Annotated in this window: 22 protein-coding genes, 1 other RNA gene and 1 pseudogene; 5 read left to right on the forward strand and 19 right to left on the reverse strand. The window is 70.8% G+C overall.

The window, feature by feature from the left end:
• Window positions 1-188: pseudogene (locus BM204_RS16525) on the forward strand (IS1380 family transposase); the annotation flags it as partial.
• A 295-nt stretch (window positions 189-483) separates the two neighbouring features.
• Here the strand turns inward: BM204_RS16525 and ssrA are convergent.
• The 9 genes from ssrA to BM204_RS16570 form a co-directional block, all read right to left on the reverse strand.
• Window positions 484-854: a transfer-messenger RNA gene (gene ssrA, locus BM204_RS16530) on the reverse strand.
• 94 nt (window positions 855-948) lie between these two features.
• Window positions 949-1,809 carry a trypsin-like serine protease gene (locus tag BM204_RS16535; protein WP_091115625.1) on the reverse strand — a complete coding sequence of 287 codons (861 nt, stop codon included), beginning with the start codon at window positions 1,807-1,809 and terminating at the stop codon, window positions 949-951.
• A gap of 94 nt (window positions 1,810-1,903) precedes the next feature.
• The gene (locus BM204_RS16540) at window positions 1,904-2,551 is read right to left on the reverse strand and encodes a maleylpyruvate isomerase family mycothiol-dependent enzyme (RefSeq protein ID WP_091115627.1); all 648 of its coding nucleotides are present in this window, start codon (window positions 2,549-2,551) and stop codon (window positions 1,904-1,906) included.
• A 59-nt stretch (window positions 2,552-2,610) separates the two neighbouring features.
• Complete coding sequence (locus BM204_RS16545) at window positions 2,611-3,492, reverse strand: amidohydrolase family protein (protein ID WP_091115629.1); 882 nt, start codon at window positions 3,490-3,492, stop codon at window positions 2,611-2,613.
• The gene (smpB, locus tag BM204_RS16550) at window positions 3,485-3,964 is read right to left on the reverse strand and encodes an SsrA-binding protein SmpB (RefSeq protein ID WP_091115631.1); all 480 of its coding nucleotides are present in this window, start codon (window positions 3,962-3,964) and stop codon (window positions 3,485-3,487) included. The genes BM204_RS16545 and smpB overlap by 8 nt, the downstream gene beginning before the upstream one ends.
• Window positions 3,965-4,005: 41 nt before the next feature.
• The gene (locus BM204_RS16555) at window positions 4,006-5,229 is read right to left on the reverse strand and encodes a peptidoglycan DD-metalloendopeptidase family protein (RefSeq protein WP_143099807.1); all 1,224 of its coding nucleotides are present in this window, start codon (window positions 5,227-5,229) and stop codon (window positions 4,006-4,008) included.
• Window positions 5,230-5,322: 93 nt separating this feature from the next.
• Entirely contained in the window at window positions 5,323-6,234 is a 912-nt protein-coding gene (ftsX, locus tag BM204_RS16560) for a permease-like cell division protein FtsX (protein WP_091115635.1), read from the reverse strand.
• Window positions 6,234-6,926, reverse strand: coding sequence for a cell division ATP-binding protein FtsE (ftsE, locus tag BM204_RS16565; RefSeq protein WP_091115636.1), 693 nt, complete (start codon window positions 6,924-6,926; stop codon window positions 6,234-6,236). Before ftsE ends, ftsX begins: the two co-directional genes overlap by 1 nt.
• 11 nt (window positions 6,927-6,937) lie before the next feature.
• Window positions 6,938-8,905 (reverse strand): alpha-amylase family protein, encoded by a 1,968-nt coding sequence (locus BM204_RS16570; RefSeq protein WP_091115639.1) that lies wholly within the window; start codon window positions 8,903-8,905, stop codon window positions 6,938-6,940.
• Window positions 8,906-8,945: 40 nt separating this feature from the next.
• Here BM204_RS16570 and BM204_RS16575 point away from each other — a divergent pair, with 40 nt between their 5' ends.
• Window positions 8,946-9,581, forward strand: coding sequence for a hypothetical protein (locus BM204_RS16575; RefSeq protein ID WP_091115641.1), 636 nt, complete (start codon window positions 8,946-8,948; stop codon window positions 9,579-9,581).
• A 64-nt stretch (window positions 9,582-9,645) separates the two neighbouring features.
• On the forward strand, window positions 9,646-11,550 hold the full coding sequence (locus tag BM204_RS16580; RefSeq protein ID WP_091115644.1) for a zinc-dependent metalloprotease family protein: 1,905 nt from the start codon (window positions 9,646-9,648) through the stop codon (window positions 11,548-11,550).
• A gap of 48 nt (window positions 11,551-11,598) precedes the next feature.
• On the opposite strand, the gene prfB is transcribed toward BM204_RS16580, so the two are convergent.
• The 10 genes from prfB to BM204_RS23670 all read right to left on the reverse strand — a co-directional run bounded on the left by prfB (window position 11,599) and on the right by BM204_RS23670 (window position 18,292).
• Entirely contained in the window at window positions 11,599-12,723 is a 1,125-nt protein-coding gene (prfB, locus tag BM204_RS16585; RefSeq protein ID WP_091115646.1) for a peptide chain release factor 2, read from the reverse strand.
• A 44-nt stretch (window positions 12,724-12,767) separates the two neighbouring features.
• Window positions 12,768-13,217, reverse strand: coding sequence for a CAP domain-containing protein (locus BM204_RS16590; protein ID WP_170259322.1), 450 nt, complete (start codon window positions 13,215-13,217; stop codon window positions 12,768-12,770).
• 73 nt (window positions 13,218-13,290) lie between these two features.
• Entirely contained in the window at window positions 13,291-13,746 is a 456-nt protein-coding gene (locus BM204_RS16595; RefSeq protein ID WP_091115853.1) for a CAP domain-containing protein, read from the reverse strand.
• A 97-nt stretch (window positions 13,747-13,843) separates the two neighbouring features.
• Window positions 13,844-14,296 carry a Tad domain-containing protein gene (locus BM204_RS16600; RefSeq protein WP_091115650.1) on the reverse strand — a complete coding sequence of 151 codons (453 nt, stop codon included), beginning with the start codon at window positions 14,294-14,296 and terminating at the stop codon, window positions 13,844-13,846.
• Window positions 14,293-14,748 carry a hypothetical protein gene (locus tag BM204_RS16605; protein WP_091115653.1) on the reverse strand — a complete coding sequence of 152 codons (456 nt, stop codon included), beginning with the start codon at window positions 14,746-14,748 and terminating at the stop codon, window positions 14,293-14,295. Before BM204_RS16605 ends, BM204_RS16600 begins: the two co-directional genes overlap by 4 nt.
• Entirely contained in the window at window positions 14,745-15,137 is a 393-nt protein-coding gene (locus BM204_RS16610; protein WP_246166607.1) for a TadE/TadG family type IV pilus assembly protein, read from the reverse strand. Before BM204_RS16610 ends, BM204_RS16605 begins: the two co-directional genes overlap by 4 nt.
• Window positions 15,137-15,334: a hypothetical protein gene (locus tag BM204_RS16615; RefSeq protein WP_091115655.1), complete on the reverse strand. Its 198-nt coding sequence runs from the start codon at window positions 15,332-15,334 to the stop codon at window positions 15,137-15,139. The genes BM204_RS16610 and BM204_RS16615 overlap by 1 nt, the downstream gene beginning before the upstream one ends.
• Window positions 15,335-15,357: 23 nt before the next feature.
• A complete protein-coding gene (locus BM204_RS16620) occupies window positions 15,358-16,293 on the reverse strand; it encodes a type II secretion system F family protein (RefSeq protein WP_246166608.1) in 936 nt (311 codons plus the stop codon).
• Between the two features lie 2 nt (window positions 16,294-16,295).
• Window positions 16,296-17,150, reverse strand: a complete 855-nt coding sequence (locus BM204_RS16625) for a type II secretion system F family protein (RefSeq protein WP_091115660.1) — start codon at window positions 17,148-17,150, stop codon at window positions 16,296-16,298.
• Window positions 17,150-18,292: a TadA family conjugal transfer-associated ATPase gene (locus BM204_RS23670; RefSeq protein ID WP_439895897.1), complete on the reverse strand. Its 1,143-nt coding sequence runs from the start codon at window positions 18,290-18,292 to the stop codon at window positions 17,150-17,152. The genes BM204_RS16625 and BM204_RS23670 overlap by 1 nt, the downstream gene beginning before the upstream one ends.
• Here BM204_RS23670 and BM204_RS16635 point away from each other — a divergent pair.
• Window positions 18,257-18,568, forward strand: coding sequence for a hypothetical protein (locus tag BM204_RS16635; protein ID WP_147095108.1), 312 nt, complete (start codon window positions 18,257-18,259; stop codon window positions 18,566-18,568). The two genes, BM204_RS23670 and BM204_RS16635, sit on opposite strands and share 36 nt — an antisense overlap.
• Window positions 18,565-18,846, forward strand: coding sequence for a hypothetical protein (locus tag BM204_RS16640; protein ID WP_091115664.1), 282 nt, complete (start codon window positions 18,565-18,567; stop codon window positions 18,844-18,846). Before BM204_RS16635 ends, BM204_RS16640 begins: the two co-directional genes overlap by 4 nt.
• Window positions 18,847-18,849 lie beyond the last annotated feature (3 nt).

Here is an 18,849-nt window from a genome sequence, read left to right on the forward strand (position 1 = left end):
CCCGCGCAGTCGCCGTCGCCGCGAACATGGCCAAAGCCAGATGGGCCACCGTGCGCCGCAACATCATCAACACACCAGCCCGAATCGCGGCCACCGGCCGCAGGCTCGTCCTGCACCTGCCCACCGGCTGGCCCTGGGCCGAGCACTGGCAACACCTGCACGCCACCGCGATCACCAGCAGCGGCTGACACCTCGACCTCGACCCGACGACCAGGACCACAGTGGAAGAACCGGACAGACCGGCAATCCAGCCACGCCCACACACCGGGTCCCGTCTAGCGCCACTCGAATCAGCAAGCAGAGTTTGCCGTCGGTGAATCAGGGCTCAACCACCGGTGTGGCCGGAGCTTCGAGGGCGGACCACGACAGCCGCGCTGACTGGTGTCAGGGCGGCTGTCGTTCAAGAGGGCTGGCTCTCGGTGGGGTGACCCACCGGGACCGGCGATTCTACGAAGAATCTTCGCCAATTCTGCGAAGACCCCAGGGTGGAGCTGGCGGGAATCGAACCCGCGTCCTCGAGCGTCGAACCAGGTCTTCTCCGGGTGCAGTCCGTGTTGTCGCTTTTCTCGGCCCCGGGGCTCGCACGGACACGTCCCCGACAGGCTCAGTCATGCAAAAGTCCCGTTCAACCTGCACGACGTCAGTTGAACAGCAAGTCTCCTAGATGACGCCAGGGTCCGGGACGGAGACGGGTGCCCGGTCTGACGCTTCGATCACTGCTCAGGCAGCGAGAGCGAAGGAACTGCGCTTAGCGTTGGCAGTTATAGGTTTCCAACGATCGTTTACGAGATGACGTTGGCTCCTCGACCCGCTTCCCCTGGAACTAACGTCCCAAGTCGAAACCGATCAGCCCCTCTTGAGTTATGGGGACATGCTACCCCGCCGAGACCGGGGAGCCCCCACCCAGAAGGTCCGCATGCCTGCCTCTCGACGACCTCGGCGGTCATCTCAGTCCAGGAAGGTCTTGATCCAGTCCTGCGAGACCGCGATGTCGACCCGCTGGTAGCCACCGAGGTAGCGGCAGTTCGACGTGTAGCCATAGCTGGTCACAGCCACGATCGTGCCGTCGAGGAAGACCGGACCGCCGGAGTCACCGAAGCACGTGCCACCGGTGCCGAACGGGTCGTTCTCGTTGCCGTTGGCCTGCAGGATCTGCGGCGTGAGCTTCTGACCGGGCATCTGCACGTTGCGCCGGATCAACGGGTAGGTCATCGGGGTCGGGTTCTGCGGGCCGGTGTCGGACTGGCGAACCTCGGTGCCGTAGCCCACGGCCGTGAACAAGGTCTTGCGCAGCTGCGAGGACGCGATCTGGTCGAGGCGACCCAGACCTGCGATGGTCGCGGGCGTGATGCCGGCGACCGGCGCGTCGAGCTGCACGATGCCGACGTCGTTCCAGTTGTCCGGGTCGGTGAAGTCCGAGTAGGCAGGATGCGTGGACGAGGTGCCCGACGCGAAGCCGGCTGCGGCCAGCTCGGCGTCGGTGTAGCCCTTCGACGGGTTCGCGGCGGTCGGGAAGCCCGACGGCGCCTTCTCGGCGATCACGGACTTGAAGGTCACCAGCACGCTGCCGACCGCGCCGTCGGTGCAGTGCGCCGCCGTGAGCAGGACGTCCTCGTCGATGAGCGTGGCGCTGCAGCGGTAGCGGCCACCGTCGTCGGCGTAGTAGAGGATCAGGGCGACGTTGGGATGCGCCTCACCGTCAGGAGTGCCACCGGTGCTGGCGCTGACGGGGGACGCGGCCAGGCCTGAGCCGAGCAGGACGGTGGAGAGCAGAGCGGTGGAGAGCAGGGCGAGGACGCGTGTGCGCATGGAGACTCCCGAGATCGCGGTGTGTGTCCTCATCTGACCACGGGGCAGGTCCGGGTGGAAGCCCCCTGGGGGCCGAATCGGCGCGTCCTGCTGCCTAGGCCCGCGCCCAGTCCCGCAGCGTCTCGGCGCCGGGCCCGGTGAGCTCGTCGAGGCGCGGCGTACGACGCAGCAGCGCGATCGCGAGCGCGGCGGCTGGACCGTGGACCGCGTCGCGGGCCTCCGAGCCCGAGCCGGCGTCGTGGGACCAGTCGAAGTCGGTCGCGACGTAGCGCAGCGGGGGGATGCGCCCGGGCAGGAAGCCGATACGGGCCTTGGCCGAGACAAGGAAGTCCAGCGAGGGGCGCCAGCGGGCCGCCGGACGCTCGTCGGTGAGCCCGAGCGGGAGCAGGATGTCCTGCTGGTGGACCAGCGCGTCGGTGTAGGGGCCGATGATGCCGATGATCGGCGGCGCCTGGCGCGAGCCTGCCTTCGCCCGCAGCAGGGCCACCAGCTCAGCGGGCGACTTCTCGGCACGCCGGGCCGCCATCAGCACCGAGAGCCGGGCCGGGTTCCCGCGCGCCCGGACCATCGTCGTCAGCATCTCGACGGTGGAGAACTCGCAGGGGACGACGAGGTGGGCGACCATGCCGTGCACGTCCCAGGCCGGGCACAGCGTCTGCACCCGCCACTGCTCCGGGCTCAGGGTGTCGAGCCGGTCGGCGATCGCCCGCCGTTCGTCGGCGAGGGCGGCGAAGAGGTCCATGACGACAGTCTGGCCTGCCTCCCTGCCTCCCTGCCTCCCTGCCTCCCTGCCTCCCAGCCTCAGAGGCCGAAGATCCGGACCCCGTTGTGCCAGCAGACCGCTCGCAACCAGTCGTCGCCCAGGCCTGTGGCGGCGAGGCCGTCGAGCTGCTCGACGTAGGGGTAGGGGATGGTCGGGAAGTCGCTGCCGAGCAGCACCTTGTCCTGCAGGTCGGCGAGGCGGGGCAGCAGGGCGGGGGGATACTCCACGCCGAAGAAGTCGGTGAACACCATGGTCGTGTCGAGGTGGACCCGCTCGAAGGTCTCGGCGAGCACGAGGAACTCCTCGCACTCGGGCGCCCCCAGGTGCGCCACGATCACGAAGAGCCGCGGGAAGCGCTCGAGCACGCGGCGCATCGAGGTCGGACCGGTGAACGCGTTTCCGACCGGCCCGGAGCCCGCGTGGATCACGATCGGCGTCCCGGCGTCCTCGAGCAGCCCCCACACCGGGTCGAGCAGCGGGTCGTCGAGGTGGAACTCCCCCACCTGCACGTGGACCTTGAAGATGTCGACGCCCGCCTCGACCAGCTCGCCGACGTACGACGGGGCGTCGGGCTCCGGGAAGAACGTCGCCGACCACAGCACCTCGGGGATGCCGGCGGCGAAGTCGCGCGACCAGTCGTTGAGGAAGCCCGCTACCCCCGGCTTGTGGGCGTAGGGCAGCGTCGAGAAGCGGCGAACGCCGAAGTCGCGGAGCAGCTCGACGCGCTCCTCGTGATCGAAGCGGTAGCGGATCGGCCAGTCGCGCCCGATCTTGGGACCGGCGGCGTCGAAGACGGCGTAGACCGCGCGCTGGATCGGCTCGGGCAGGAAGTGCACGTGCACGTCGAAGAGCCCCGGCAGCCCGAGGCCCTGCCAGAACGCTCGGACCGCGGCGCCGTCCGATCTCGCGTCGTCAGTCACTCATGCCCTTCAGGCGACGCCCGACGGCCTGCTCGACCTCGCGGGTGGCCTGGCGCTCGGCGAGGGAGTGCCGCTTGTCCCACGTCTTCTTGCCCTTGGCGAGACCGATCTCGACCTTGGCGCGCCCGTCGACGAAATAGAGCGCCAGCGGGATGACCGTGAGGCCCTTCTCGTTGACGCGACGCTCGATCTTGTCGATCTCAACCCGGTTGAGCAGCAGCTTGCGCTTGCGGCGGGCGGCGTGGTTGGTCCAGGTGCCCTGGGTGTATTCAGGGATGTGGACGCCGTGCAGCCACGCCTCGTGGCCCTCGATGTCCACGAAACCGTCGACCAGCGACGCGCGTCCCATGCGCAGCGACTTCACCTCGGTGCCCTGGAGGACCATGCCGGCCTCGTAGGTGTCCTCGATGAGGTAGTCGTGTCGCGCCTTCTTGTTCTGCGCGACGATCTTGCGCCCCTGTTCCTTCGGCATCCCACCAGTCTCTCAGGAGCGGTCAATCGCGTTGGCGTCGGTCAGATGAAGTTCATCGGGTCGACGGGCTCACCGTTGACCAGCACGGTGAAGTGCAGGTGGCACCCGGTGGACCAGCCGGTGTCGCCGGCGTAGCCGACGACCTCGCCGCGGGCGACCTGCTCCCCCTCGCCGACCCGGTAGCCGGCGGCGTGGTTGTAGACGACCGTCATGTTCTTGCCGTTGACCTGGCCGAGGCTGAGGTAGAGCCGGTTGCCGTAGACCGAGGAGTAGTAGATGTCGGTGACGGTGCCGCCGGCGACGGCAAACAGCGACTGGCCGCAGCTGACGCCGAAGTCGGTGCCGTCGTGGAGGCCGTAGTAGCCGTAGATCGGGTGGACGCGGTAGCCGAAGGGCGAGGTGACGTAGCCGTTGACCGGGGCGGTCAGGAGCCCACCGGTGTCGCCCTGGTAGCCGCCGCCACGACGAGCGGCCGCCTCGGCCTCGGCGATGATCCGCGCCTTGATGCGGTCCTCGCGGCGCTTGAGCGTCGCCAGGACCTGCTTGTCCTTGGCTCGCGCAGCCAGCGCCTTCTCCCGGGCGTCGCGATTGGTCTGCAGCAGCGAGATGACGTTGGCCCTGGCGACGCGCGCCTCCTCGAGCAGGTCACGCACCATGGCCAGGTTGGCGGCCGCGTCGGCACGACGGGTCTCCATCTCCTGCTGGGCGGTCTCGACCTCGCCCTCGCGGACCCGCAGGAGGATCTCGGCCTCGTGCAACCCGGCATAGGCCCGGTCCTGGCTGCCCACGACCGCGTCGGTGGCCTCCATCCGGCGCATCAGGTCCTCGGGGCTGTCGGCCTCCATCAGCGAGGCGAAGGCCAGCAGCTGCGGGTCGCCGTTCTCGTAGACGTCGTTGACGGTGTTGACGACCATGACCCGCTGGGCCGCGAGAGCGGCCTGGCCGGCGAGCACGTCGGCTCGGGCCTGCTCGAGGGCCTCCTCGGCCAGGACCAGCTTGGCCTGCATCTCGCGGTCGCGCGCCTGCGCGTCGGCGAGGCGGGCCCGGACGTCGTCGAGCCCGGCCTTGGCGCCCACCAGTTTGGTGCGGGCCACCTCGAGGGCAGCCGTGGTGCGCTGCACGCGCTTGCTGGCCTCACCGAGGTCGTCGTGCGCGGCCTCGATCTGTTGCTCGACGCGCTTCTGTTTGTCCTTGAGGCCGTCGTCGGCGTTGGCGAGGGGGATCGCGAGCCCGCCCAGCGTGGCGGCCGTGGCAAGAGATGCCACGACGACACGCTGACGTGCTGCGCTGGGGAAGTAGCGCACAGGTAAGCCTTCGGCGTTCGGGGAAGTGAACGCCTCGACGGTAGTGGCCCGAGGTCAGACTTTGATGTATTTGCGGGTCAGCAGGAGTGTCGGGAGCAGCGTCAGCACCGGTCCGAGGATCCCGATGCCGATCAGGGTGACGTAATAGTCCTCCCAGCCGATCCACGGCATGAAGGTCAGACCCTGGGCTGCCCGGTCGATGATCCCGAACTTCAGGAACGCCGCGAGGGCGCCGGCGGCCAGCGCCACGCCCAGGAACGCGGTCACCAGGGCCTCCATCAGGAAGGGGAGCGCGATGTAGAGCGTCGAGGCCCCCACCAGCCGCATGATCCCGATCTCCTTGCGGCGGGCCAGGGCTGCGAGGCGGATGGTGTTGGCCACGAGGAGCAGCGCGGCGAGCACGAGGAACGCGGCGGTGCCGATCGCGCCGTACTTGAGCGCGTCGATCGAGCTGAGGATGGGACCGACCACGTCGCGCAGGTCCTGGATCCGGGCGACGCCGGGCAGACCCTTCAGCGCGCTGACGATGCCTTCGTACTCGTCAGGGTCCTCGAGGGTGATCCACACCGACTCGGCCATGTCGTCGGCGGTCAGCGCGGCGTCGGGGCCCTCGAAGCGCTCGGGCCCGAAGAGCTCCTTGACCTTCTCGAAGGCCTGGGCCTTGGTCTCGGTGTAGGAGCCGGCGACCTCGGGGCTGTCCTCGACGACCGTGGCGATCTGCTGCTTCTGCGGGTCGGTGACCTCGGAGAGGCAGGCGGGGTTGTCGTCACCGTCGCGGCAGAGGTAGACGGTGATCTGGAGCTCGCTTCCCCACTGGTCGGCCGCCTTGACGGCCTGCTGGTTGAGCATGGCGCCGAGGCCGACGAGAGTGAGCGAGACGAAGAGGGTGAGCACGACCGCGATGTGCATGGAGACGTTGCGGCGCAGCCCCTGGCGGAGCTCGGTGAACGAGTGACGAAGCTGCATCAGACCACCGTCGATCCGTAGCCGCCGCGCGCTTCATCGCGGGTCACCCGTCCGTGGGCGAGCTCGACGACGCGCTTCTGCATCTGGTCGACGACGTACTCGTCGTGGGTGGCCATCAGCACGGTGGTCCCCGTCTCGTTGATGCGGCCGAGCAGCTTCATGATGCCGGCCGAGGTGGTGGGGTCGAGGTTGCCGGTGGGCTCGTCGGCGATGAGGATCATCGGCCGGTTGACGAAGGCGCGCGCGATCGCGACGCGCTGCTGCTCACCACCGGAGAGCTCGTCGGGCAGGCGGTCGCCCTTGCCCTCCAGGCCGACCAGCTCCAGCGTGCTGGGGACGACCTGGTCGATCTCGCTGCGGGACTTGCCGATCACCTGGAGCGCGAACGCGACGTTCTCCGAGACCGTCTTGTTGGGCAGCAGCCGAAAGTCCTGGAAGACGGTGCCGATCTGGCGGCGCAGCCGCGGCACCTTCCACCCGGCCAGGCGGTTGACCTCCTTGCCCGCGACGTAGACACGTCCGGACGTGGGGCGGCTCTCGCGCAGCACCAGGCGCAGGGCGGTGGACTTGCCGGAGCCGGACGTGCCGACGAGGAAGACGAACTCGCCCTTCTCGATGTCGATCGACACGTTGTCGAGGGCAGGCTTGCCCGGGCCGGGGTAGGTCTTGGTGACCTTCTCGAAGCGAATCACGTGAGACGACGTTAGCCGAGAGGCACACCCAGGTGGGGACCCCGCCCCGCCAGCGCCCCGCCTGCGGCCTGGACCACCCACCACGCGGCGTACGGCGGCAGCCAGACGTTGCCGTCGTGGCCCGCGGTGACCACGTGGCCGCCGATGGCGTCGTAGGGCGCGTCGAGGCCGATCTCGTGCAGGCGCCGGAGCGGGAAGGACCGGTGCTCGTCCGTGACGTTGTAGAGACCGACGAACGCCCCGCTCGGGTGGCGTCGTACGACGGCGAGGATGCCGTCGTCGGTGTCCGTGAGCGTCTCCACGGGCGCGGACGCGTGCAGCTGCGGGAGGCCGGCGCGGACGCGCGCGAGGTGGGCGATGGCGACGAACACCTGACCGGCAGGGGTGTCGGCGCGACCGCGTTGGGCGATCCTGGCCTCGTCGATGCGGGGGCGGTGGGCCCACCGGTTGTCGCCCTCGTGGCCCGGCTCGTCGGCCCAGGCAGGGTCGTTGGGCTGGGCCAGCTCGTCGCCGCTCCAGATCACCGGGACCCCACCCCAGCCCGCGACGATCGCGTGGGCCAGGAAGATCCGGGCCAGCGCCCCTGCGACGTCGAGCTCGTGCTCTCCGAGGCCGGCGAGCGACGCGGCCGTGCCGGCGATGCGTCGGTCGCCGGTGACGGGGTTGGCCTGGAACACCAGGCCCTCGGACCAGGAGCCCGGGAACTCCCCGGCGTAGAAGTCGCTGAGGAAGTGGCGGTGCCCCGGTCCCGTCAGCCCGACGGCGGCGGCGTCGCGGTCGTCGATGGCCCAGCCGATGTCGTCGTGGCAGCGGACGTAGGTGATCCAGGTGCCACTGGGAGGCGTGGGCGGAAGTGCGGCGAGGGCGTGGCGGGCCAGGTCGGTGCTGCGGGTCGCGAGCATCGACCAGACCTGCACCATGAGGCTGTTGTGATAGGCGAGGTCGCTCACCAGGCCGGCGTGGGGGCCGGTGCCGAGGTAGGGCACCAGGTCGCGGGGCCCGACGATCGCCTCGGCCTTGAACAGCACCGCCGGTGCCGCGATCTTGGCGACCGTGCGCAGTGCCTGGGTGATCCAGTGGACCTCCGGCTGGTTCTGGCAGGCCGTGCCCATCCGCTTCCACAGGAACGCGATCGCGTCGAGGCGCAGCACCTCGACGCCGACGTTGGCCAGGTCGAGGACGACGCCGGCGAGCTCCACCAGCACCTCGGGGTTGGCCCAGTTGAGGTCCCACTGCCAGGTGTTGAACGTCGTCCACACCCAGCCGGCCGCCTCGTCGTCCCAGGTGAAGCTGCCGGGTGCGAAGTCGGGGAACACCTCGGGCAGCGTCGCCTCGTAGGCGTCGGGCAGCGTGCGGTCGGGGTGGATCAGGAAGTAGTCGCGGTAGCCCTCCTCACCCGCGTCCCCGGCGCGCGCGGCTGCCGCCCAGGCGTGCTCGCGGGCCACGTGGTTGAGCACCAGGTCGACCACGAGGCTGATGCCACGCTCGCGCAGCCGGGTGGCGAGCTCGGCCAGGTCGTCCATCGTGCCGAGGTCGGCGCGCACGGCACCGTAGTCCTGCACGGCATAACCGCCGTCGTTGTCGCCCTCGCGCGGGCGCAGCAGCGGCATCAGGTGCAGGTAGGTCACGCCGAGCTCGTCGAGGTAGTCCAGACGCTTGCTCAGCCCGGGCAGGTCGCCGGCGAAGCGGTCGGTGTAGCAGGCGTAGCCGAAGCGGTCGGGCTGCTGGATCCAGTCAGGGCGCAGCAGCCGCTGCTGGTCGAGGCGGCGCAGGTCGGGCGAGCGCGCGACGTAGGCGTCAGCGGCGGTCTCGACGAGCCTCAGGCCCAGGTCGGGAGTGGTGCTGTAGACCTCGCGCACGGCCCGGTCCAGGTCGGGCCACCACCGCTCGAGGCGCAGGAGGAAGGTCTCCTGGGCGGCGTCGCCGAGGGTGCCGAGGCGCGCGACCGCGGCGGTGCGTACGGCGTCGGGAGTGCTCACCCGTGCATTTCTAGCACCACCCGCTCCGTATCGTGTGTGGGTGCGCGCCCTCCGGACCCTTCTGATCGCCCTCGTGGCGACCGTCGTGGCCGTCACGGTGGGTGTCCTGATCGTGGGCAGCGACGAGCCGGCCCCCGTCCCGCCCGCCGCTGCGCCTCCACCGGTGACCTTGTCGTCGCTCGACACCGACGAGCTGCTGGTCGCCCGGACCGACTTCTGCACGTCGGTCCCCGAGGACGCCGTGGCCGACGCCGTGGCGGGCCCGGTCGAGGAGGTGGTCGCCTACGGCAACGGCCGGCGGGCGCGGATCGTCGGCTCGCTGCGCGACGTCGCCCACGAGTTCAGCTGCGCGTGGAGCGCGACCGACGGCACGGTCGCACGGGCCTGGGTCTTCGCTCCCCCGGTGACCAGCGAGCGCGCCACGACCCTCGTGAAGTCAGCGCAGGGTGACACCGGGTGCTCACAGCTCGCCGGCGCCCCGTCGTACGGCGTGCCCTCCGTCGCGCTCACCTGCACCGAGGGCGGGAGTCGCCGTCAGTCGTTCCGGGGGCTCTTCGGCGATGCCTGGCTGACCTGCCAGCTGACGGCCCCTGCAGCGGTGCCCGTCGAGGCCCTCACCGAGCGCACCAGCCGCTGGTGCGCGGCCGTGGTCCAGTCCGCTGCGCCGGTGGAGTGATCGAGCGGCTGATGCGCGGGTCGTTCTCCTGCGGAGCGTGCCGACCCGGGCCTAGCGTGTCCGCGTGCAGCAGCCCACCCGGCGGACCCTCGCCAGCGTCGTCGTCCTGACCTCCGTGGTCGGGGGCCTCGCGGCCCTCGCCGCCCCCACTGCGTCCGTGGCTGCATCGGTGGCTGCGTCGGACGTTGACCCGACCCACCGGGCGACCACCTCCGGCAAGGTCTACGTCGTCGACCCGGCGCCGGAGGGCATCGCACCGCCTGCCGCTGCACCGGAGACACGGACGGCGCTGCGCCGCAGCTTCACCCTGCACAGCAAGCCGGGCTCGCAGCGCACGATCTTCCTCGACTTCGACGGAGCAGGAGTCAGCGGCACCGCGTGGAACGCGGAGACGGGACTGCCCGCCGGCAACCACCCGGCCTGGGACCCGGCCGGCGACGGTGCCACCTTCTCCTCCTCCGAGCTGGCCACGGTCCAGGACATCTGGGCTCGGGTCGCCGAGGACTACGCGCCCTTCGATGTCGACGTCACCACGGCCGACCCGGGCGCCGCGGCGATCACGCGCGAGGGCGCCGGGGACCAGGTCTTCGGCACCCGTGCCCTCATCACCCCCAGCGACGCGGCCATCGCTGCGATCTGCGGTGGCGGGTGCGGCGGCGTGGCCTTCATCGACGTCTTCGACGAGCCCGACGCCCACAGCCAGTTCCAGCCGGCCTGGATCTTCCCGCAGGCGCTGAGCGACGACCCCAAGGCGATCGCGGAGGCGGTCGCCCACGAGGTGGGCCACAACTTCGGTCTGGACCACGACGGCCAGGGCGGCGCCGAATACTACGAGGGCCACGGCGCCTGGGCGCCGATCATGGGGGCCAGCTACGGCCGCCCGATCACCCAGTGGAGCAAGGGCGACTACACCTCCGCCACGCGGTCCGGCCAGGACGACGTCGCCATCATCGCCGCCAACGGTGCGCCCCACCGCGCCGACGAGGACGGCGGCACGCGCGGCACGGCCAGCAGCGCGCTGCCGACCAGCGCGCCGGCGTACGTCTCGAAGCGCAGCGACGTCGACTACTTCGCGCTCGGCACGTGCTCGGGTGCCGTCACGCTGACCGGGACGGTCGCGGCGGTCAGCCCCGACCTGGACCTCCAGGTCCAGCTGGTCGACGACGTCGGTGCCATCCTCGCCACCGCCAACCCGAGCTCGGCCGCCGTCGACCTCGACGTGGCCTCCGGGCTCGGCGCCACGCTCACGCAGGGCGTGGCGAGCGGCATCTACTTCGCCGAGGTCGACGGTGTCGGCAACGGCTCGCCGTCGAGCGGGTACGACGACTACGGCAGCCTCGGCGCCTACCGGTTGGCCGTCACGGGCTGCGGCGGTGCGCCTGAGCCCGAGCCGGTGGCGCCGGGGGTTCCCGGCTCCCCGGCCGCGACCCGCGACGTCAGCGCCCAGACCATCACGCTCACCTGGACCGCACCCACCACCGGTGGGCCGATCAGCGGCTACGAGGTGCGCCTCGACGCCGGCGCCTGGTCACCCGCCTCCGGCTCGCTCACCCACACGTTCGGCGCGGTCTCGTCCGCGGCCCACACGCTCGAGGTGCGCGCCACGAGCACGGTCGGTGCAGGACCAGTGGCGAGCCTGAGCGTCCCGGCAGTGGTGACCACACCCGGCGCCCCCGTGATCGGTCAGGCCAGCTCGGGCGCGCGCGGCGGCGCCGTCACCGCGGTCGTGCGCTGGCAGCCCCCGACCGGCACCGGCGGGTCGGCCGTCGACGGCTACCAGATCGTCGCCCACAAGCTCAACAGTGCGGGTGCGGTCGTGCGGACCCTCACCAGCCAGGTCGTCGGCGCAGGCTTCCGCTCCGGATCGCTGGGCCTGCCCGCCGGGCGCTACCGTTTCGCCGTACGGGCTCACAACGCCGTGGGCTTCGGTGCGCTCAGCGCGCGGTCCAACGCCGTCACCGCCCGCTGACCGCCGCCCGCTGACCGCCGCCCGCCGAGTCGGCGCGATGTTGCAGGGCTAGTTGGCCTCGGCCTCGGCCCTGTCGGTGCCGCGACGCCAGCGGATGCCGGCCTCAAGGAAGCCGTCGAGGTCGCCGTCGAAGACCGACGTGGGGTTGCCGACCTCGTAGCCCGTGCGCAGGTCCTTGACGACCTGGTAGGGGTTGAGCACGTAGTTGCGCATCTGGTCGCCCCAGCTTGCCTGGACGTCGCCGCGCAGCCCGTCGAGGTGGGCCTTCTCCTCGGCCTTCTTGAGCGCGAGCAGCTTGGCCTTGAGCACGACCATGGCGCTCGCCTTGTTCTGCAGCTGGCTCTTCTCGTTCTGGCAGGAGACGACCGTGCCGGTCGGGATGTGCGTGAGGCGCACCGCGGAGTCGGTCGTGTTGACCGACTGACCACCGGGGCCACCGGAGCGGTAGACGTCGGTGCGGATCTCCTCGTCGGGCACGTCGATCTCGTCGGTCTGCTCGAGCACGGGGACGACCTCGACCGCGGCGAAGCTGGTCTGTCGGCGGCCCTGGTTGTCGAAGGGGCTGATCCGGACGAGGCGGTGGGTGCCGGCCTCGACGCTCAACGTGCCGTAGGCGTAGGGAGCGTGGATGGCGAAGGTGGCCGACTTGAGGCCGGCCTCCTCGGCGTAGGAGGTCTCGTAGACCTCGACGGGGTAGTTGTGCTGCTCGGCCCAGCGGACGTACATCCGCATGAGGGTCTCGGCGAAGTCGGCGGCATCGACGCCGCCGGCGCCGGCGCGGATGCTGACCAGCGCCTCGCGGGCGTCGTACTCGCCGTTGAGGAGGGTGCGGACCTCGAGGCCCTCGACGGACTTCTTGATCCGGTTGAGCTCGATCTCAGCCTCGGCCAGCGCCGACTCGTCGCCCTCCTCGGCGCTGAGCTCCAACATGATCTGGAGGTCCTCGATGCGGTCGGTCAGCGACTCGAAGCGGTCGACCTCGCCCTGGATCGCGGAGAGACGGCCGGTGACGCGCGTGGCGTTGGCCTGGTCGTCCCACAGGTCGGGTGCGGCGACCTGGTCGGCCAGGTCGGCGATCTCGGTGCGCATGGCGGTGATGTCGAGCACCTGCTCGATGGTGCGCATCGTCGCTCGGAGCGTCTTGATCTGGGTGTCGTAATCCGGGCCTGCCACAAGGGGCAAGGTTACGGGTCGGACGTGGGCGCGTCGATCCGGGCTCAGCCCTTGCGGCCGAAGACCTGCGCGGCGTACCAGGTGCCGTCCTCGCTGCGGCGCGCTCCGCTGCCCAGCAGGCGGAACTCGCGGTCGAGGATGTTGGCCCGGTGACCGGTGGACCTCATCCAGCCCTGGAGGACCAGCTCGACGCCGGTGGCGTAGCCGTAGGCGACGTTCTCCCCCGCCTTGCGGAGCCCGCACTCCTTCAGGACCGGCCCGAGGTCCTGGTGGAACATCCGTTCCTGCGCTGCCATCCGCTTGGCCTGGCGCACCGCGAAGCGCTGCACGCAGTCGTTGCCGCGCAGCTTGACCCGGTCGCGCAGCGCGCGGACCTCATTGGTAGTCACCGTGATCGCCGACTGGTACGTCGACTCGGGCGTCCGCGCCTCGGCCGGGCTCGCGACGAGCACCGCGAGCGCGAGCGCGGCGGCCACGAGGATCCGAGAGAGCATGGCTCCGACGCTAATGACGTGCTCGGGGACCCGCATCGTCCGATCGGTCGGTCCTGCATGGCCCCGGGAGGGGTCAGCGCCGGCCGAACACCTGCGCGGCATACCAGGTGCCGTCGGCGCCCTGGCGTGCTCCGACACCGAGGAGCGCGAAGTCGTTGTCGAGGATGTTGTGCCGGTGGCCCGCGGACTTCATCCAGCCCTTCTTGACCACCCAGCTGCCGGAGGAGTAGCCGTAGGCGACGTTCTCCCCGACCTTGCTCAGCCCGCAGGTGGTGAGGATCGGGCCGAGGTCCTGGTGGAACATCTCCTGCTGGGCGGCCATGCGCTTGGCCTGGCGGACCGCGAAGCGCTGCACGCAGCCGTTGACCCTGACCTTGAGCCGATCGTGCGCGACCCGGGCCTGGTTGGTCGCGGCGAAGGCGGAGGACTGGTAGCCCTGCTCCGGGGTCTTCGCCTCGGCGGGGCTCATGGTCGCGACCCCGAGCGTCGTCATGGTCAGGCAGAGGGCAGCCAGGATCCGAGGGAGCATGACCTCGACGGTAGCGAGCAAGAGCCCTTTCGGCCACCCTTTCGGGTGAAGTGCTGGCGGAGCCTCACCGCGGGTTGACCCCGACTCGGGCCCGTTCTCATCCCGCCTCGTCAGGCGCGACGACGGCCGACCCGGTGGCGCCGACGACGGGACGGTCGGGCGAGCCGGGCACGGTGAGCGGCAGGTCGAGCGGCGCGCGCAGGTCGACGACGACGCGGGTCGCCTCGACGCGCACGTCGTAGGAGAGCCCCGGGAAGCGTCGGTGGGCGCCCACGTCGGTGAGGTAGGAACGCACCGCCTCGCGCGCCTGCGCCTCGGTGAGCTCGAGCCGGTCCTGGCTCACCCCACCCTCGTAGACGTCGGTGCCGGTGGCACCCAGGTCGGCACCGCGCAGCGCTGCCCCGTCGGCGAGCGTGTCGAGGCTCTGCCGTTGCAGGTAGGCCGCGGACGCGTCGATCACCATCGCGATCGTCATCAGGAGGAAGACCGCGAAGCCACAGATGAGCACGATGGAGGAGCCACGCTCGTCCCGTGCTCGCGCGGCACTCATCGGACCTCCTGGTATTGCCCGACAGGCACCACGTGGGTGGCGTCCAGCGCAAAGCTGGGCTTGTCGCCACCGAGCACCTCCGGCATCAGCGGCAGGTCGACGCGGGAGGAGATCCGCACGGTGATGACCGCTCCCCCGCTGTGACAGCTCGTGCCCGGCGACTCGCACGTGACCCGCACCGTCAGCGGCACGTCCTCGAGCCCCTGGTCTGTCATCGCCTGCCGCGCCGCCTGCTCGGCACGACGCTGGCCCTCCGCGTCGCTCGGCGCCAACGCATAGGCCCGACCGGCTGCGCGAGCAGCCGCGCTGGTGCCGAAGGCACCCTTCTGCACCTCGAAGACCGACAGCACGATCCACAGCGTCGGGATGAGCAGGAGGATGCCCAACCAGGTCAGCTCGACGACGGCGCTGCCGCGCTCACCGCGCTCGCCGCGCGGCCGCGGGCTGCTCACGGCCGCTCCTCGATCGCGTGACCGGCGACGTCGAGCTCGATGGCAGGCCCGCCCAGGCCCAGGGCGGGGACCCGCGCGTGGATGGTGACCTCGATGGCGGGGGCGCCGTCGATGAGCACCCGTCGTACGGTGACGTCCTGGGCGTAACGGCCCGAGATCGCCTGGTCGACCTGCTCACGCGTCAGCGCGACACCCTCGCCCGGACCACGGTCGGCAGTCGCGGCGAGCCGTGCGCCCTCGGAGGCCGCTGCGGCCAGGGTGTTGCGCACGAACATCACCAGCGCGACCTGGACGATGCCGAGCACGAGCGGCACGAGGACGACGATCACCAGCACGACGTCGACGACCGCCGCGCCACGCTGGGAGCGGGCACGCAGCCGGTGCAGCACTACTGCACCGAGTTGAGCGCCGACCTCAGCATCTCGGTCAGCTCCTGGCGCGCGACGCCCCAGATCGCCATCACGATGCCGGCCGACATGACGGTGACGAGCACCCAGCCCGGCACGTCACCACGCTCGTCTCGCTGACGTGGCGCGACGAGCGCGAGGTGGAGACGGGTGACGAGCAGCAGTGCGGTGTTCCCCATGGTGATTTCCCTTCCTGGAGGCTTCACGGAGTGGTCAGGTCGAGGCCCACGACGCCGGGCCAGAAGGCGAACAGGATCGTGATGGGGAGCACCAGGAAGACGACCGGGACCATCATCAGGATCTCCTTGCGCGCGGCGACCTCGATGAGCTCGCGCCGCCCTGCCTCACGTACGTCGGCGGCCTGCGCGTGCAGCACCTCGGCCAGCGGCGTGCCCCGCTCGACGGCCACGGCGATGCCCTGCGCGAAGCGGGACACCAGGCTCAGCCCGCTGGTCGCCGCCAGGTCGTCGAACGCAGTCGAGACCGGCTGCCCGGTGCGGACGGCCGCCAGGACGCGGGCCAGGTCGGCGGAGAGCTCGCCGCCGCTTCGTCCTACGACGCGGTCGAGGGCGGCCACCGGGCTCTCGCCGGCCGCGACGGCCAGCGCGAGCATCTCGGCGATCGTGGGGAACTCGGCCAGGATGCGGCGCTCGCGTGCCTTGACCTGGCCCGAGAGGTGGTTGTCGCGAGCGATGACGCCGAGGGCGAAGCCGATCGCACAGAGCACGACCAGCGTGACCTCGCCACCCGGGCTGGTCAGGGTCTTCAGGACTCCGTAGGCGGCGACCAGCGCGAAGCCGGTCAGTCCCCAGAGGACCTGCTCGACGCGGAAGTCGTGGACGGACTTGTCGATCGCGGCGCGCTGCATCCGGCGACGCACCGACGCCGAGCCACCGAGCACCCGCTCGACGCCGTCGGCCAACGACCGGAGGACCGGTCCGAACACCCCTGCCGCGGCCGACGTCGGCGAGGTCGATGCGACCCGCAGCGCCGGGGTGCGACCCACCTGCGGCAGGTCCCGCACGTAGGGCAGGACCCGGGTCGCCAGCTGGGGGCGACCGATCACCCGCGCCCGCGCGACGACCAGCACGAGGCCGGCGCCGGCAAGCCCACCGAGCATGACACCCCACAGCAGCATGGTCACGACAAGATCCGCCTCTCGACCGGGAGGCGGCCGATGCGCATCATCAGTCGGTAGGCCACCAGGCACAGCGAGGCACCGACCACGAGCACCACGACCCCGGTGGGCGAGGCGTAGCGGCGGATCACCTCCGACTGCAACGACATCATCAGCAGCACCAACCAGGGCGCGGCGACCGCGAGCCTGGCTCCGTTGACCGTCCAGGACTGGCGGGCCTCGAGCTCGGATCGCGTGTGAGCCTCGTCGCGCAAGTAGCCGGACAGGTTGCGCAGCAGCCGTCCGAGCTCGCCGCCGCCGACCTCTCGCGCGATCCGCAGGCCCTCGACGACCCGGTCCCCGACCGGGTCCGCGAGCCTGGCCTTGAGCCGGTCGAGGCAGTCGCCGAAGCGACCCGTCACCTGGTAGTCCAGGGCGAACGCGTCGAAGGCGTCGCGCAGCGGCTCAGGGCCTCGCACCGCCAGGCCGGCGAGGGCATCGGGCAACGACAACCCGGCTCGGACGGCGGAGGCGAGGTTGTCGACCGCCTCCGGCCAGACCTCGGCGAACTCCCGCTGACGACGCCGCGCCCGACCCGCGACGATCGCGACCGGGAGGTAGGCACCCATCGCCCCGAACGTCAGCGCCACCGGAGCCGTGCGGGAGATGGCCTGGAGCACGACCGTGCAGACCGAGCCGGAGACCAGGCAGAGCAGGGCGAAGCCGGTCGGTGAGACGTCGCCGAGCCCGGCGCGGGCCAGCAGCCGAGCGCTGCGGCTCTCGCCCCGCGTGGGCCGAACGGCGCTGCGGGGCAGGAAGAAGGCGGACCAGACGAGCAGCAGCCCGGTCCCGACGCCCAGCCCGACCAGCGCACCCATCAGCGTCCCTCACCGAGGATCTGGTGGATGTCGAGGCCGGCCCGCTCGTAGAGCTCGGGCCGCGGCGGCATCCCGTTGGCGCGCTCGAGGTCGCCCCCGCGCCGCTCGAAGATCGTCTCGGTCTCGATGACGTCGTTCTCCACCCGGCCGGGCACCCCCACGATCTCGTCGACCCGACGGATCCCGTGCCGGTCGATGCCGAGGTGGACCACGAGGTCGACCGAGCTCGCCACCGTGGGCACGACGAAGCGGGCCGAGATGTTCTCCCCCGCCAGGAGCGGGAGCGTGCACATCTTCACCAGTGCCTCGCGCGCACTGTTGGCGTGCAGCGTGCCCATGCCGGGCAAACCGGCATTGAGCGCCAGCAGCAGGTCGAGGCACTCCTCGGAGCGGACCTCGCCGACGATGATCCTCGAGGGACGCATACGCAGGCTCTCCTTGACGAGGTCACGCAGCCTGATCTCCCCCGTGCCCTCCAGCCCCGCCTGGCGGGTCTGCAGGGGCACCCAGTCCGGATGCGGGAAACGCAGCTCGAAGACTTCCTCGGCCGACACCACCCGGTCCCCGCCCGGGATCGCCGCAGCCAGGCAGTTGAGCATGGTCGTCTTGCCCGTCTGGGTGCCTCCGGCGACCATCATGTTGAGCCCGGCCCGCACCGATGCCTCGAGGAACGCCGCCGCGCGCGGCGTCAGGCTGCCGAGCTCGACCAGGTCGGAGAGCCGCGCCGCCCGCAGCACGAACTTGCGGATGGAGTCCGCACGGCGAGCGCCTGACCTGCGGCGATGCGTGCCGCACCCAATCTGACCTGCACGAATGTCGTTGGCGACCGTTGACGGGTTATGACCGTTTGCGGAGTTCTTGCGGACTGGCTGCGGACCGTGCGGCGAGCAATCCGGGGGTGCCCCTGGTGTAGCTCGGCGATCGCGACCGGGACGCGTCCCGCACCGTTCACCAGGTCCGCGCGAGGGGTTGCAGCCTCTCCCCCGGACATGAAGAAACCCCCCAGAGTTGCAGCTCTGGAGGGTCAGGTCCCGAAAGGGAAGTAGATGTCTGACACAGAAGGTACTACCCCTGCGCCCAAGAGCGCTACCCCCGAAGCATGCACGGTGTTCACCTGGTGTGGCCAGGGGGCTGGGCACCATCCCGCCGACCACACCGGCGCGGCCGACATGTCACCGGCGATCGCGACCGGGCGGCGCTACGAGAGCGAAATGGTCGACAACGGTGTGACCGTCCCCGAGGTCGTCGTGCATCTGCGCGCCGACCTGAGCGCCGGTGATCCGCCGGCCGAGCTCACGGTCAGGCTGACGATCAACAAGCCGGACGGCGAACACTCCGACGTGGAGCTGACGCTGCGCGAGGCGGACTACCTCCGCCGGCACCTCGTGCAGGTCCTCGCCATGGCGGTCGACCGGTGAGCGCGGCCGTCGAGAAGCACGTCGTCGAGCAGGCCGGGAAGGTGCGGCGCAAGGTCAAGCACCTGTACTGGACCGACGAGCTCGACATGGCGCGCTCGCTCGGTCTTGCCGTGGTCAGCGTCTGCCGAGCGAAGGTCGAGAAGCCATTCCCGGTCTCGCAGCAGACCACGATCGAGGTCGTGGGCGGCCTGGTGGCGCTCACCCGCGAGCAGGACTGCGCGAACTGTGCCCGGGCACTCGCCGCGGCGCTCGAAAGGGGGGACAAGGCGCCCCGGTGACAC

The sequence above is a fragment of the Nocardioides psychrotolerans genome, assembly GCF_900113685.1.
GTDB classification, from domain to species: Bacteria; Actinomycetota; Actinomycetes; order Propionibacteriales; family Nocardioidaceae; genus Nocardioides; species Nocardioides psychrotolerans.

Bases quoted from the DNA above. Each gene is read 5' to 3' on its own strand.
- BM204_RS16535 (WP_091115625.1), bottom strand. From the start codon at position 1,809: ATGCGCACACGCGTCCTCGCCCTGCTCTCCACCGCTCTGCTCTCCACC.
- BM204_RS16540 (WP_091115627.1), bottom strand. From the start codon at position 2,551: ATGGACCTCTTCGCCGCCCTCGCCGACGAACGGCGGGCGATCGCCGAC.
- smpB (WP_091115631.1), bottom strand. From the start codon at position 3,964: ATGCCGAAGGAACAGGGGCGCAAGATCGTCGCGCAGAACAAGAAGGCG.
- ftsX (WP_091115635.1), bottom strand. From the start codon at position 6,234: ATGCAGCTTCGTCACTCGTTCACCGAGCTCCGCCAGGGGCTGCGCCGC.
- BM204_RS16590 (WP_170259322.1), bottom strand. From the start codon at position 13,217: ATGCTCTCTCGGATCCTCGTGGCCGCCGCGCTCGCGCTCGCGGTGCTC.
- BM204_RS16595 (WP_091115853.1), bottom strand. From the start codon at position 13,746: ATGCTCCCTCGGATCCTGGCTGCCCTCTGCCTGACCATGACGACGCTC.
- BM204_RS16600 (WP_091115650.1), bottom strand. From the start codon at position 14,296: ATGAGTGCCGCGCGAGCACGGGACGAGCGTGGCTCCTCCATCGTGCTC.
- BM204_RS16615 (WP_091115655.1), bottom strand. From the start codon at position 15,334: ATGGGGAACACCGCACTGCTGCTCGTCACCCGTCTCCACCTCGCGCTC.
- BM204_RS16620 (WP_246166608.1), bottom strand. From the start codon at position 16,293: ATGCTGCTGTGGGGTGTCATGCTCGGTGGGCTTGCCGGCGCCGGCCTC.
- BM204_RS16625 (WP_091115660.1), bottom strand. From the start codon at position 17,150: ATGGGTGCGCTGGTCGGGCTGGGCGTCGGGACCGGGCTGCTGCTCGTC.
- BM204_RS23670 (WP_439895897.1), bottom strand. From the start codon at position 18,292: ATGGTGCCCAGCCCCCTGGCCACACCAGGTGAACACCGTGCATGCTTC.